The 13,130-nt window shown below is 44.0% G+C and carries 16 protein-coding genes; 7 read left to right on the top strand and 9 right to left on the bottom strand.

The genetic code is table 11. The features are described 5' to 3' along the window. The first annotated feature begins 4 nt into the window (after positions 1 to 4). The 5 genes from QZX97_RS17540 to QZX97_RS17520 all read left to right on the top strand — a co-directional run bounded on the left by QZX97_RS17540 (position 5) and on the right by QZX97_RS17520 (position 6,485). Positions 5 to 1,069, top strand: coding sequence for a gliding motility-associated C-terminal domain-containing protein (locus QZX97_RS17540; protein WP_295655071.1), 1,065 nt, complete (start codon positions 5 to 7; stop codon positions 1,067 to 1,069). After that, a complete protein-coding gene (locus QZX97_RS17535; protein WP_295655069.1) occupies positions 1,066 to 2,058 on the top strand; it encodes a PorP/SprF family type IX secretion system membrane protein in 993 nt (330 codons plus the stop codon). Before QZX97_RS17540 ends, QZX97_RS17535 begins: the two co-directional genes overlap by 4 nt. A 14-nt stretch (positions 2,059 to 2,072) precedes the next feature. Then, the gene (locus QZX97_RS17530) at positions 2,073 to 4,019 is read left to right on the top strand and encodes an OmpA family protein (RefSeq protein ID WP_295655066.1); all 1,947 of its coding nucleotides are present in this window, start codon (positions 2,073 to 2,075) and stop codon (positions 4,017 to 4,019) included. 34 nt (positions 4,020 to 4,053) lie between these two features. Continuing rightward, positions 4,054 to 4,842 carry a mechanosensitive ion channel domain-containing protein gene (locus tag QZX97_RS17525; protein WP_295655064.1) on the top strand — a complete coding sequence of 263 codons (789 nt, stop codon included), beginning with the start codon at positions 4,054 to 4,056 and terminating at the stop codon, positions 4,840 to 4,842. 215 nt (positions 4,843 to 5,057) lie between these two features. Continuing rightward, positions 5,058 to 6,485, top strand: a complete 1,428-nt coding sequence (locus QZX97_RS17520; RefSeq protein WP_295655063.1) for an L-serine ammonia-lyase — start codon at positions 5,058 to 5,060, stop codon at positions 6,483 to 6,485. On the opposite strand, the gene QZX97_RS17515 is transcribed toward QZX97_RS17520, so the two are convergent. The 3 genes from QZX97_RS17515 to QZX97_RS17505 are packed head-to-tail and all read right to left on the bottom strand — an operon-like array spanning position 6,486 to position 8,556. Then, positions 6,486 to 7,196 carry an SGNH/GDSL hydrolase family protein gene (locus QZX97_RS17515; protein ID WP_295655061.1) on the bottom strand — a complete coding sequence of 237 codons (711 nt, stop codon included), beginning with the start codon at positions 7,194 to 7,196 and terminating at the stop codon, positions 6,486 to 6,488. Beyond that, on the bottom strand, positions 7,193 to 7,915 hold the full coding sequence (gene lipB, locus QZX97_RS17510; protein WP_295655059.1) for a lipoyl(octanoyl) transferase LipB: 723 nt from the start codon (positions 7,913 to 7,915) through the stop codon (positions 7,193 to 7,195). The genes QZX97_RS17515 and lipB overlap by 4 nt, the downstream gene beginning before the upstream one ends. Beyond that, positions 7,915 to 8,556, bottom strand: coding sequence for a 4'-phosphopantetheinyl transferase superfamily protein (locus QZX97_RS17505; protein WP_295655057.1), 642 nt, complete (start codon positions 8,554 to 8,556; stop codon positions 7,915 to 7,917). The genes lipB and QZX97_RS17505 overlap by 1 nt, the downstream gene beginning before the upstream one ends. Before the next feature lie 70 nt (positions 8,557 to 8,626). Between QZX97_RS17505 and dcd the strand changes: the two genes are divergently transcribed. Further along, the gene (dcd, locus tag QZX97_RS17500; RefSeq protein ID WP_295655056.1) at positions 8,627 to 9,163 is read left to right on the top strand and encodes a dCTP deaminase; all 537 of its coding nucleotides are present in this window, start codon (positions 8,627 to 8,629) and stop codon (positions 9,161 to 9,163) included. 7 nt (positions 9,164 to 9,170) lie between these two features. On the opposite strand, the gene QZX97_RS17495 is transcribed toward dcd, so the two are convergent. From QZX97_RS17495 to lipA, 4 genes are read right to left on the bottom strand one after another with little or no spacing between them, the layout of a single operon-like run. Next, positions 9,171 to 9,761 carry an anti-sigma factor gene (locus tag QZX97_RS17495; protein ID WP_295655055.1) on the bottom strand — a complete coding sequence of 197 codons (591 nt, stop codon included), beginning with the start codon at positions 9,759 to 9,761 and terminating at the stop codon, positions 9,171 to 9,173. After that, positions 9,736 to 9,990: a hypothetical protein gene (locus QZX97_RS17490; RefSeq protein ID WP_295655053.1), complete on the bottom strand. Its 255-nt coding sequence runs from the start codon at positions 9,988 to 9,990 to the stop codon at positions 9,736 to 9,738. Before QZX97_RS17490 ends, QZX97_RS17495 begins: the two co-directional genes overlap by 26 nt. A gap of 2 nt (positions 9,991 to 9,992) precedes the next feature. Further along, positions 9,993 to 10,544, bottom strand: coding sequence for a sigma-70 family RNA polymerase sigma factor (locus QZX97_RS17485; protein WP_295655051.1), 552 nt, complete (start codon positions 10,542 to 10,544; stop codon positions 9,993 to 9,995). A gap of 24 nt (positions 10,545 to 10,568) precedes the next feature. After that, positions 10,569 to 11,447 carry a lipoyl synthase gene (gene lipA / locus QZX97_RS17480; protein ID WP_295655049.1) on the bottom strand — a complete coding sequence of 293 codons (879 nt, stop codon included), beginning with the start codon at positions 11,445 to 11,447 and terminating at the stop codon, positions 10,569 to 10,571. Between the two features lie 96 nt (positions 11,448 to 11,543). Between lipA and QZX97_RS17475 the strand changes: the two genes are divergently transcribed. Further along, a complete protein-coding gene (locus QZX97_RS17475; protein ID WP_295655047.1) occupies positions 11,544 to 11,945 on the top strand; it encodes an OsmC family protein in 402 nt (133 codons plus the stop codon). A gap of 89 nt (positions 11,946 to 12,034) precedes the next feature. Here the strand turns inward: QZX97_RS17475 and ytxJ are convergent, their stop codons facing one another. Together ytxJ and ribH are read right to left on the bottom strand one after the other, a co-directional pair. Then, positions 12,035 to 12,364, bottom strand: coding sequence for a bacillithiol system redox-active protein YtxJ (gene ytxJ, locus QZX97_RS17470; protein WP_295655045.1), 330 nt, complete (start codon positions 12,362 to 12,364; stop codon positions 12,035 to 12,037). A gap of 238 nt (positions 12,365 to 12,602) precedes the next feature. Next, positions 12,603 to 13,097, bottom strand: a complete 495-nt coding sequence (ribH, locus tag QZX97_RS17465) for a 6,7-dimethyl-8-ribityllumazine synthase (RefSeq protein WP_295655044.1) — start codon at positions 13,095 to 13,097, stop codon at positions 12,603 to 12,605. Positions 13,098 to 13,130: the final 33 nt, after the last annotated feature.

The following is a 13,130-nucleotide window of genomic DNA, read 5'->3' as shown; positions in this document are numbered from 1 at the left end:
CAATTTGGCGCCACCTCCAACGGCGCCTACATTAGTTGCCGATACGGTAAAAACATGCAATGGCTCGTCGGCGACATTGAGTGTATCAAACCCGCAATCTGGGTTTACCTATAACTGGTATTCATCACCTAGCGGAGGTTCGTCAGTATTCAGCGGGGCTGTTTTTACCACCCCCGCTTTATTTACCAATGCGGTTTACTATGTTGACGCTACGAATGCCGGGAGCTGCACCTCGACTACAAGGACAGCTGTATACGTAATGATACCACCTGCCGATCAGTTTAGCACTCAAGATGTGTCGGTTTGCCCGGGCTCAAGTGCAACATTAACAGCAAGCAGCAGTAGTGCCAATGTTATTATTAACTGGTATGCGGCAGCTACAGGCGGCACCCCGTTGTTTACCGGCACCACGTTCACCACACCAGTGTTAAACATCGATGCCAGTTATTATGCAGAAGCAACAAATACCATTACAGGATGCGTTTCAAGCAGGCAGTTGGCGCAGGTACATATTTTACAACCATTACCAGCGCCGGTGGTTAGCACCGGTACCATTACCGATAACAGCATCACTTTTAATTGGAGCCCGATAGCAGGTGCTACCGGGTACAAGGTGAGCATAGATAACGGGCTGACCTTTAGCGACCCAAGTACTGGTAGTACCGGCTTGTCGCACACTGTTAGCGGCTTACAGATAAACCAATCAGTTACTATTTTGGTGATGACGCTTGGCGGTTCGAGTTGCCAGGTTAGCGCGGTATCAGGCGCGGTTACAGCTACCGTACCAAACCAGGTTGACCTTATATATGTGCCAAATGCATTTACACCTAATGGTGATGGTAAAAACGATATGGTACACGTACACAGCGAAGGCATCAAAACGATGAAGTTTTCGGTATACGACCAATGGGGCGAAATGATATTCAGCACAAGCAATTTAACCGATGGTTGGGACGGCACATTTAAAGGGACCAAAGAGCCGGTAGGCGTTTATGTTTATTATGTGAGCGCTGTTATGAATAACGGCCAACAAGTAAGTAAAAGAGGAACAATAACTTTATTGAGATGAAAAAATTAATACTGATCAGCGTATTGCTACTTGGTTTTTGCTTAAACAATGTTTATGCACAAGTAGACCCTCATTTTTCGCAATATTATGCTTATCCACTGTGGTTAAACCCCGCTTTAACCGGTATAATTGATGGCGACGCGCGCGTTACCGCCAATATTAAAAATCAATGGGCCGGAGTGGGCAGCGGGTACCGTACAGCAGCTTTTTCGGGAGATATGCGGACATCGGACAAAGTTTCGTTAGGCCTTAATGTAATCGACCAAACAGCCGGAAGCGCTGGTTTTAACTACTTTGCCGCATACGGGTCATTTGCTTATCAGATCCCTGTTTCGAGAAACGGCTATCAAAAACTAAATTTTGGTGTACAAGCTGGTTTTATAAACCGTAGCTTTAACTCAAGCCAATTGCAATTGGATAATCAATACACCCCGGGAGTAGGCTATGACCCAAATGCCGGTACGGACGGTATTGCAGGTACAAACGCATTTGTATTTGACTCGAGCGCAGGCGTATTTTACTATAATGGCGACCCATCGAGCACGGTAAACTTGTTTGGCGGTGTAAGCGCGGCACACCTGGTACCGACCAACAGTACGCTGACAAGCGACGGATTAAATGGCCGCATGCCGTTTAGGTATACCGTTCATGGCGGGGCCCGCATAAAAGTTGCAAATAATGCTGAAATTACCCCGCATGCCATGTATGTAAATGAGCAACAAAATCGTATTATTGCAACAGGCTTAAACGTTGAGTTTAGGATGCAGGAAGACTATAGCTTTATCATAGGCGGAATGTATCAGGTTAACGCCGCCGCGATAGCCAATACCGGCTTTCACTTAAAAAATATGATCATCGGGATCAGTTACGATTTTAATAATTCGCCGCTACAAACGGCAATTAACGGGCAAGGTGGGTACGAGCTTTCGTTAAGTTATGTATTAACACACCGCCTGGCCAACCGCGAACAGATATGCCCGAGGTTTTGATGAGACCTTGATTTATGAAAAAAGTAGGCTTTGTGATCTTGATGCTGATGGCCAATATTGCTATGGGCCAGGTAAAAGCCTACAAAGATATGGGCGACAAATCGTTCGCTGAAAAAGACTATTACACGGCCGCCTATTATTACGACAAGGCACTAAACGATAAAAGTTCATCATCAAAAGGAACTGCGGTGCCCTATTTTTCGGAAGGTTTGAGCAAAAAGCAACTGGAAAAGGAATTAGGGCATATTACCTACAACCTCGCCGAATCGTACCGACTTTACCATAACGACAGGCAAGCAGAGCCCTGGTACAAAGCGGTTGTCGATAAATACGAAGCCAGTTATCCATTGGCGCGCCTATGGTATGGCATATGCCTCCGCTCGAACAATCATTATGATGAATCCATCGCGCAGCTAAAGCTGTTCATAGCCGCCGGAAAACCTACACCGGAATACATCAAAACTGCCAACAAAGAATTAAACAATTCCCTGTTCGCAAAAGCGCAAATGATTAAGCCACCTTTAATAAAGGCGGTAAAAATGCCAGGCAATTTCAATGCGGATGCCGGGGATTTTGGTATCAGTGTAAGTGGCGGCCAGTTTTGGTTCACTTCATCGCGTACCATCACCGGTAGCCCAAGGCATACCAATCAGATTTATGTACGCAACAAGGAAACGGCCGTACAAGTAACGAAGGTGGATTTCCAGACAGTGGAAAAAGCAGATGCACAATACAGTACGCCATCCCTCGATGCATCGGGTAAAATAATGTACCTCACTATTTGGTATGCCAAAGGAAGTAAGGCCGTGGTGGAGATATATCAAAGCAAGTTGACCAACAAAACATGGTCTACTCCGCAAAAACTAAACAGTTTTGTAAATACCGAGGGTTATAGTTCGATGACGCCATTTGTAACCCCGGATGGCAAACGTCTTTACTACGCATCGAACAAACCCGGTGGATTTGGCGGGACCGATATTTGGGAAAGCGACCTTGATGCCAACGGGCAACCTGTTAATGCCGTTAATTTAGGCAATACCATTAATACCCCCGACGATGAGCAAGGGCCATATTACAAACCAAACGAGCATAGGCTGGTTTATAGTTCGAAAGGCCTGGTAGGGATGGGCGGTTTTGACTTGTTTGAAAGTTTTGACACGGATGGCCATTGGACCACGCCGCTCAATATGGGCTACCCTTACAACTCCACCAAAGACGACTTATACTATTATCCTGATGATAAGGATGAAAGTACGGTTTACGTAAGTTCTGACCGCGAATCGGAGTGCTGCCTGAATTTGATCAAGGTATACTTTTACTCGCCATTGTTAACAGGAACTGTAATTGACTGCGCAACCAATAAGCTACTGCGTGATGCCCAAGTTATCCTGATTGATTCGCTGACAAAACAACCTATCGATTCGATTTCCACCAATCGTACAGCGCAATATTCATTTAAGCTTTCTACCAAACATACTTATATATTGCGGTTACAGAAACCAGGGTACTTTACAAAAAACATCCCCATACCGCCTATTACGGCAACCAAGTCGGATACATTATATAATCCGACTGTCTGCGAGCAGAGCTATCAGGTAAACAGGCCCATTATTATCAACAACATATTTTACGACTTTAACAAAGCTACGCTAAGGGTGGACTCAAAAATAATTTTGAACGACCTGGTTATGATTTTGTTGGACAATCCTAAAATACGGGTCGAGCTCAGTTCACATACCGATTCGTTTGGTAACGATGCATATAACATGACCCTGTCGCAAGAGAGGGCCCAAGCCTGTGTGGATTATATCATCTCAAGAGGTGTCGAACCTTCGCGTATCATCGCCATGGGCTATGGTAAAAGTAGGCCCATCGCGCCAAATACATTCCCCGACGGGCGGGATAACCCGACAGGCCGCCAAAAAAACAGGCGAACCGAGTTTAAAGTGCTCAGCAACTAAACCATCGTTGTTATAAAATGGCTAATTTAGCGTCATGAATCCTCAGAAATTTTATGATGAAGCATCCAATTGGTCGGTGCAATATGGCTCGCGGCTGGTTACCGGTATATTAATACTGGTTATTGGTATTTGGTTGATAAAACTGCTCAAAAGGCTTATCAAAAGCCGGATGTCGAAACAGCAGATACATTCATCGCTCCAGCCATTTTTCATCAGTCTCACTTTAACTGCGCTCAATATATTACTGTTCATTATTGTGTTGGATATTGTTGGTATACCTACCACCATATTTACAACCGTAGTAGGCGCCGGTGGGGTAACCATCGGTTTGGCCTTATCGGGCACGTTCCAAAACTTTGCAGGCGGGGTGCTTATTTTGCTGTTAAAACCTTTTACGGTAACAGACAACATTGTAGCCCAAGGAGTTGATGGTGTGGTAACTTCGATACAGTTGTTTTATACGGTTGTGCTTACGGCCGATAACAAAACGGTGATTATACCCAACGGTAAATTATTTAACGAGGTGATTACCAATGTAACCCGCGAAGGCAAGCGCAGGCTGGATTTTGAAATAAAATTGGGCCATGCAGCCGATATCGATCAGGTAAAAAATATCATACGGGAGGCCATAAAAAAAACAGACCATATTTTAGCAAAACCTTTGCCAATAGTTGGCGTATCGGCAATAGAGTTAGATGGGGTAAAAGTAGCTGTGAAAGTATGGTGCAATACCAATATTTACCTGAGCACCAATTACGCTTTACAGGAGCATATTTTGCGCGACCTGAAAGCTGCAGGGGTTAAATTCCCTACCACCATATAGCGAATATCAGCTCGAAATTTTGTATTTTTGTTTAGAGCAGAGCGTTGGGCGCATCGCGCAAAGCGTAAGAAAGAGGTCATAGAAAAGTTCTTACTTTTTCCCCCCTGCCAAGGATTGAAGGAATGATTGAACGGTGAAAAGCTTTAATAATTCCTACTTTTTCCCCCCTTGTGTGATTTTTGATTGCGAAACTGTTAATGTTAAAAAGTTGATACATGCAAAGAGAGCAGATTTCGGTTTTCGATATTTTTAAGATTGGGATAGGCCCGTCAAGCTCGCATACCCTGGGCCCTTGGCGCGCGGCACAGCAGTTTGTGCAGCTTTTGCTGGATAAAGACTGTTTGCAATATGTGAGCCAAATCAAGATACTGCTTTATGGCTCATTAGCTAAAACGGGCATAGGGCATGGTACCGATATTGCCATACTGTTAGGCTTGAGTGGTTTTGACCCTGTTACCTTTGATATCCACTACATAGGGACTGAAATTGACGCCATACAGGATGGTCATCGGTTATGTTTGGGTGGTACTACTACCATACCGTTTATAAAAGAAGAAGACCTGATATTTTTGTATAACGAGAGTTTGCCTTTTCATCCCAACGCGGTCACTTTTCAGGCATTTTTGAGTACGGGGAAGGCCATATCCGAAACTTTTTATTCGGTTGGCGGTGGGTTCGTGGTTCGCGAAGATGAGCAGTCATCATCAAAAAAGGAAGTTGACCTGCCATTCCCGATAGATAAAGCCAACGACCTGTTGCATTGGTGCTTAAAAACCGGCCTCAAGGTGTCGGACGTAGTGATGGAGAACGAATTGGCCTGGCGCGGCGAACAAGAGACCCGCGATGGGGTGCTCAATATCTTCAGGATAATAAACGAATGCATATACCTGGGCTGCCATACTAGGGGCAATTTACCGGGGGGGCTGAACGTTGCCCGCAGGGCAGCATCGCTAAACAAAAAGCTGTTGAGCAATGCAGAGTACAGCGACTACCCAAGCTGGATACAAGCCATTCGCAATGGCGGCAGCGGCTTTAAATATACATTGGATTGGGTAAGTTGTTTCGCACTGGCGGTGAATGAGCAAAACGCTTCCTTCGGCAGAGTGGTTACAGCCCCCACAAACGGGGCAGCAGGTGTTGTACCGGCAGTATTACAGTATTATATTGTGTTTTGCGATGGCTATAACGAAGATAGCATCATCAAGTTTATGCTAATCGCTTCGGAGATAGGCAGCATATTTAAGAAAGGCGCCACCTTATCGGCCGCTATGGGCGGTTGCCAGGCTGAGATAGGTGTTTCATCGGCCATGGCAGCAGCCGCTCTTACAGAGTGTTTGGGGGGCTCGCAGCGGCAGGTATTGATGGCGGCAGAGATTGCCATGGAACATCATCTGGGCCTCACCTGCGACCCGATTGGCGGATTGGTGCAGATACCTTGCATCGAACGGAATACCATGGGCGCCATTAAAGCCATAACGGCATCGCAGTTGGCTTTACAAAGCAACCCGGATAATGCTAAAGTGAGCCTGGATGCTGTAGTAAGCACCATGTGGCAAACCGCCCTGGATATGAACTCGAAATATAAAGAAACATCTGATGGTGGTTTAGCCATCAACATACCCTTGAGTTTGCCGGAGTGTTAGCTATTTAAGTTGCGCGACAACCAAGGGTGCGAGCTGGGCATCCCACAAGGCATACATTTTTCCGGACGGGTGGAGCCCGTCAATAGCGACAAGCGTTGGGTCGGTAGCTGCCATACGCGATATATCGGTAATGTTGAGGTAGTTTACGCCTGCCTTAGTGCTCTCATCCTGATTGATGTAGTTAAATTGATTGATTTGTGCGGCAATATTAGCCTGGTTAAGGCCATTGGCAAATGGTGTAACACTGTAATCGGGTATCGAGAGTACAAATACATGCAGCTTATTGCCCTTGGCGAAACCGATAGCCGAATTGAGGAGCTGCACAAATTGGGTGCGGTAGTCAGCCTGGCTTAGTCCCTGATATTGGTTGTTTACACCAATAAGCAGGGTTACAAAATCGTAAGTTTGGGTTAAGCGGGCTTGTGTGATCCCGTTGATCAGGTCGTTGGTAGTCCAGCCGGTGGTGGCGATAATCTTCGGGTTGTTTACCAGATAGCCACGAGATAGCAGTTGCAGTTTTAACTGATAAGGAAACGATTGGGTAGTATCGACCGATTGGCCAATGGTATACGAATCGCCTAAAGCAAGGTATTGATAAGGGCCTTTGAGCTTCGTAGTATCTGCTTGAACAGAAGGTTGGAAATCAGAGCTTTGCGGAGCGCAACCTGCCAGGCTTGCGATACTTAAAAAGAAGAAGAAAAGGGTTTTCATACCATATCCATTTCAAATAATACGGATATATGATGCTTTAGGTTTTTTTTGACCTCATTTATATCAACAACATGGCCTAATTCAGCCTGCATAGAGGTTACTGCTTTATCATCGATGCCGCATGGCACAATGTTTTTAAAGTAATCGAGGTCGGTATTTACGTTGAAGGCCAACCCATGCATGGTCACCCATCGGCTGCAACGAACGCCCATTGCACAAATTTTACGGGCTTTTTCCGGCATTTCAGGTTCGAGCCAAACGCCGGTATAGCCGGGATAGCGTTCACCTTTCAGCCCATAGTCCGCCATAGTGAGTATCACAGCTTCTTCCAGCGTGCGCAGGTAAAGGTGGATGTCGGTAAAAAAGTTGTCAAGGTCCAATATCGGGTACGATACGATCTGACCTGGACCATGGTAGGTGATGTCGCCGCCACGGTTAATAGGGTAGTAGGTCGCGTTCTTTTCTTTAAGGCCGTTTTCGTCTAACAGCAAATGCTCGGGTTTACCGCTTTTACCCAAGGTATATACATGCGGGTGTTCACAAAAAACAAGATAGTTTGGGGTAGCTATATCGACAAGTATCTCCGGCGACTCCATTTTGAGGTCCCTTATTTCGGTTTTCAACTTTACGGTGTCGGCTAACATAGCCTCTTGTCTATCCCAGGCCACTTTGTAATCTGTTAAGCCCCAATCCTGAAATATCACTTGTTTGTTCTTCATTATTTCCCTTTCACGTAGCCCAACATATAATCGTTAAAATGCATATAGTGTACATCAAAGATTTGGTTAAAATCGCCTTTAACTATGGTTGCTTTTATAGTTCCGGCATCGTATCCGGTAAATGGTTCAAGCAGGATATGATCTAAAAAAGATATCACCTTGCGCCCGTTGCATTTATAAACGGCTTCCTTTGCGCACCAGCATACATACAAGCTCTCTACCTTATGTTCCGGATCGACATAGGCTAGCTCTTGCTTGCGTAAAAACTTATGGGCAATACGCTCAACCTTTGGACTTATCAACTCAATATCGATACCGACAGGCTTACTTTTACTCAGCATCACCGCAGCATAATCAAATGAGTGGCTCAGCGATATATGGTAAGGCATGTTCACAAGGTACGGTTTGCCATGCTCGTCAACCTGGCAATCGATGTATTCGTCGGTGTTCAACATGGTACGTAACAATACCCGCGTACCGAGCCAGTGCAAATGCCGTTTACCGTGCTTTAATGTTTCAACAACTGCCTTCTCCTGGTCGTTCAGTTGTAGTTGCTTGTATAGGTCTTCGGCCTCTTCCTCTATTTTCCAGAGCGCAAACTCTGTATCATCATCAACACGCATTCTAAAGGCGACGGCCATAAAGTTTAATTGAAATTATCATGCAAAATTATATCAAATAATTCTAATTTAGGCCAACTGCTGTAAGTATATGATTTTATCGGATAAACGTATTTTAGAAGAGATAGATAAGGGAAACATTATCATCGAGCCATTTGACAGGACGAACCTGGGCACAAATTCCTACGACGTTCATTTGGGGAAATATCTCGCCAATTACAAAAGCCGCGTGCTCGATGCCAAAGCGCATAACGAGATAGAGCATTTTGAAATACCAAAGGATGGATTTGTACTACAACCCAATTTATTGTATCTCGGTGTAACGATGGAGTATACCGAAACTCACCAGCACGTGCCTTTTTTAGAAGGGAAATCGAGCACCGGGCGCTTGGGTATCGATATACATGCTACAGCAGGCAAAGGCGATGTTGGCTTTTGCAATACATGGACACTGGAGATATCGGCCCAACAAGCCGTTAGGATATATGCCGGTATGCCTATTGGCCAATTGATATACTTTGTGGTAGAAGGCGAAATTGAAACCCTTTATAATACGAAAGGCAACGCAAAATACAATAACCCAACAACCCGGCCCGTTGAAAGTATGATGTGGAAGAATAAATTTTAGCTTGGGATTATATCTTGGCGTAAACCACCATTTGGTCCATAGTAGGGCTTGATACGCCACCACGTTTTTCTAAAGTTACGGCAAACATTACTGCATTGGCTACCGACTTCATCTCTTTCATGCCCGTAGTGTCGCTTTTTGCTGCATCAAATACACCCAAGTCAACCGGTTTGCCATCAACAATGGCCCATAACTGGTATTGGTGGGCTTCGTCGTTGGCGGCCAGTTTCATATCCTGCAGATCAATCATTACCCTCTTTTTTTGCGGGCTCCAGGCCAATGTCAATTTAGCGCCAGGGGCTTTTGGAAGGCCTTGCAGTTTCACCAACTTGATTTCCGGGTCGTGAAACACGTTTACCTCGTTATCCAATAAATTTACCCTGTTGGCAAAGCTTTGGTTTTTAACCTGCAACGATGCGATGACGGAGTTTGATTGCTCTAACTGGCTGTTCAATGATATCAATCCCCAAATACAGGCAACCAACGCCAACACACTTGCCGCAAAAGCATATTTATAAAAATTAACGCTTTTAGCCTTGGTAAAAGGTACAATATTGTCTACAGTGTCTTTTTTAAGTTCTGTTATTGTTGTTTGCAAACCCGGTTGTTAAACTATTTAACACCTGTTCGCGCAGTTGATTTGAAGGTTCTACCGCATTTTGCAAAGCGTAAGCTTCCAATGCTTTTTCAATCTCGGCTATTTCAGCTTTGATCTCCGGATATTTTTCGGCCATCCCCTCCACTTGCAGCTTTTCTTCGGGGCTTATATCGCCCAGAACATAAAGCTCCAAAATACCTGTTTCTATATATGCCCTTATGTCTTCCACTCTCAATTAAAATATTTACGTAACTGTATTATCGCCATTCTCAAACGGGTTTTAACTGTGCCTAAGGGTACATCTAATTCCTCAGCTACCTCCACATGGGTGTAGCCTTTAAAATAAACAAGGTCTAATATTACTTTCTGTTCGGGCTTTAGTTTTTCAACTAAGTCTTTGATACCCATTAACTCCGGCTTATAAACTGTGTTTACTTGTTCGTCTATAAAAGTTACGTTATTTTCAAGTTCTTGGTTTTTGTTTTGGTTCTTAAAATCTTTCGATCTTATTTTATCAATCGCCATATTACGGGCAATATTTACCATCCAGGTAAATAAACGGCCTTTTTCTGTACTATAGCTTTGAAATGAGTTCCAAATTTTTATAAATGTTTCTTGCAAAACATCTTCAGCGACAGCCTCATCGATAACTATCCGCGTTATAACGCCAAGAAGTGATCCTGAGTACATATCGTATAAAGCTTCAATCGCAATTTTCTCGCGATTGCGCAACGAGTGCACTAAATCTTCTTCTGAAAGGGATATTTTACGTTTCTTAGTCAATAGCGTGAATGTATAAAGGATTTTTTAAAAATCAAACAAGTGTTTTTCCGCATGATAAGATGATCTTACCAGCGGCCCGCTTTCTACATACCTGAAACCCATTTCGAGTCCGATTTGTTTGTACTGTTCAAACTTTTCGGGGGTTATCCAATCAACTACCGGGTGATGGCTTTTTGTCGGCTGCAAATATTGTCCTAAAGTCAAAATATGTACACCTGCTGCAAAAAGGTCTTGCATTGCTTCTAATATATTTTCCTCCTGTTCGCCAAGGCCAAGCATTATGCCCGACTTGGTTCTTAAACCGGTTGCCGAAATCCTACTCAAGCATTCCAGACTACGGTCATATTTTGCCTGTATCCGTACTTCTTTGGTTAAGCGCCTAACGGTTTCCAAATTATGCGATACAACTTCTGGCCTTACTGCTGTTACACGGTCAAGGTTTTCCCAAACACCCCTAAAATCGGGTATTAAAGTTTCCAAAGTAGTTTGCGGGCTTTCGCGACGGATGGCATTGATGGTTTCGGCCCAAATAATCGATCCGCCATCTTTCAAATCATCGCGGTCTACCGAGGTAATCACGCAATGTTTTACCTGCATCAGTTTTACCGAATTGGCTACGCGGTTTGGTTCATCCAAATCAACAGCCAATGGCCTTCCGGTAGCAACCGCGCAAAACGAGCACGAGCGCGTACAGATATTACCCAGTATCATAAATGTAGCTGTGCCGGCGCCCCAACATTCGCCCATGTTAGGGCAGTTTCCGCTTTCGCAAATGGTGTGCAGTTTATGGTTATCAACCAAACCGCGCACGTGCGCGTACTCTTTACCTACAGGGAGCTTAACGCGCAGCCAATCTGGCTTGCGCTGGTTTTGGTTTGTAGGTACAACCGGTAAATCAATCATGGTAACAAAAATAGGTAAATAACATTAAATTATGCCAATCGTTTCAATTGTTACCAACGAATGATAATCTTTGTACTCCAAAAAACATCAAGCATTATGGCAACTATCGAAACCGTTTATGTTGGCGGCTTACGCACCAACAATACTCACTTACAATCGGGCACCCAAATTATTACCGATGCACCTACTGATAACCAGGGCAAAGGCGAAGCGTTTTCGCCAACCGATTTGTTGGCAACCTCATTGGGTACTTGTATGCTCACCACCATGGCCATCAGGACAGCTAAACATGGTATCAATTTAGACGATGCCTCCGTTGCCGTAACCAAAATTATGGCTGCCGATCCTAGACGCGTATCCGAAATCGTGGTTCAATTTAAATTCACGATAAAATATACCGATGAACAAAAAAAATTGTTGGAAGACGCGGCTTTAACCTGCCCGGTTTATTTTAGCTTAAGCGAAAAGTTAGTTAAGACTGTTGATTTCGGTTGGTAGTTACCAATGTGCAGCTATGCGAGTCGGTAAATGTGCAAATGAAAAGGAGCAAATCAATTTGCATATACGCACATTTACTAATTTGCGCATCACATCACAGTAACCGCTTCTTCAATTGATATTTCACTGTGCGATTGGTCTAAAATACACTCGCCATCTTTAATCAATAACATTTGGGGCGACTCGTGGTGTACCTGAAAGTCGGTCGCAATTTTGTTTGACAGGTCCCTGTGTTTTATCAGGTCGAGGAAGTAAAGTGAGATATTATCCGGAAGGTCACCCACTTCCATTTCAAACTTTCGTTTAGCCATCATGCTGATGGAGCAACGTGTGCTGTGTTTAAAAATAATGCTGTAACCGGCTTGTTTCTTTATCTCGTCTATCTGCCCGGCCGATTCCAATAATGTCCAATTAGTCATAACTATTTTGCGTTGTGCTGTATTTCAATACAAAAATAAGCCAATAATTATGCTGGGGGAGCATAATTGAAAAAATTTGACAGGATGCTGTTTATTTATGGTTGGAACCGTATGCAGCACACAGTTGCGACCTGCATGACGATACAGTGCTACCTAATGCAATTAATAAAATGGCGATGTAAATCAATCTTTTCATAATACCACAACAATTTGAGAAATATAACGCAATATAACGAAATTAATTGTTTAATGTTTCAGCTAAATTTGCCATTTTAATAGCAGTTACTGCCGCCTCAACGCCCTTGTTGCCATGTATGCCGCCCGCCCGGTCGGCAGCTTGTTGTTGGTTATCGGTAGTCAAAACGCCGAATATAACAGGTTTCGAATACTTAATAGCCACATTGCTAATGCCATTTGCCACTGCCTGGCAAATAAAATCGAAATGCCGAGTTTCGCCTTGTATCACACAACCCAAACAAATTACTGCATCCAATTTTAGGTTTTTCAAAAGCAAATCAGCGCCCGAAGTTAGTTCAAAACTGCCCGGTACCGAATAGGTATAAACATTATCAGGCAAGGCACCGTGGTCAATTAAACTTTGATACGCGCCGCCATACAACGCATTGGTAATAACCGGGTTCCACTCCGCAACAACAATCCCGAACTTGTAGTTGATAGCCGAAGGGATATCGGTATCAGAAAAATCAGACAGGTTTTTTAATTGTGTTGCCATTTTAATAACCGATTGTCCTTATAATATGGGTAA

Source organism: uncultured Mucilaginibacter sp., from assembly GCF_903893715.1.
Lineage (GTDB): Bacteria > Bacteroidota > Bacteroidia > Sphingobacteriales > Sphingobacteriaceae > Mucilaginibacter.
The sequence above is the reverse complement of the archived record's forward strand: the minus strand, read 5'-3'. Positions and strand labels throughout refer to the sequence as shown.

Excerpts from the sequence above, each read along its gene's own strand:
- QZX97_RS17535 (WP_295655069.1), top strand. The coding sequence starts at position 1,066 with ATGAAAAAATTAATACTGATCAGCGTATTGCTACTTGGTTTTTGCTTA.
- QZX97_RS17530 (WP_295655066.1), top strand. The coding sequence starts at position 2,073 with ATGAAAAAAGTAGGCTTTGTGATCTTGATGCTGATGGCCAATATTGCT.
- QZX97_RS17525 (WP_295655064.1), top strand. The coding sequence starts at position 4,054 with ATGAATCCTCAGAAATTTTATGATGAAGCATCCAATTGGTCGGTGCAA.
- QZX97_RS17520 (WP_295655063.1), top strand. The coding sequence starts at position 5,058 with ATGCAAAGAGAGCAGATTTCGGTTTTCGATATTTTTAAGATTGGGATA.
- QZX97_RS17515 (WP_295655061.1), bottom strand. The coding sequence starts at position 7,196 with ATGAAAACCCTTTTCTTCTTCTTTTTAAGTATCGCAAGCCTGGCAGGT.
- lipB (WP_295655059.1), bottom strand. The coding sequence starts at position 7,915 with ATGAAGAACAAACAAGTGATATTTCAGGATTGGGGCTTAACAGATTAC.
- QZX97_RS17505 (WP_295655057.1), bottom strand. The coding sequence starts at position 8,556 with ATGGCCGTCGCCTTTAGAATGCGTGTTGATGATGATACAGAGTTTGCG.
- dcd (WP_295655056.1), top strand. The coding sequence starts at position 8,627 with ATGATTTTATCGGATAAACGTATTTTAGAAGAGATAGATAAGGGAAAC.
- lipA (WP_295655049.1), bottom strand. The coding sequence starts at position 11,447 with ATGATTGATTTACCGGTTGTACCTACAAACCAAAACCAGCGCAAGCCA.
- QZX97_RS17475 (WP_295655047.1), top strand. The coding sequence starts at position 11,544 with ATGGCAACTATCGAAACCGTTTATGTTGGCGGCTTACGCACCAACAAT.
- ytxJ (WP_295655045.1), bottom strand. The coding sequence starts at position 12,364 with ATGACTAATTGGACATTATTGGAATCGGCCGGGCAGATAGACGAGATA.
- ribH (WP_295655044.1), bottom strand. The coding sequence starts at position 13,097 with ATGGCAACACAATTAAAAAACCTGTCTGATTTTTCTGATACCGATATC.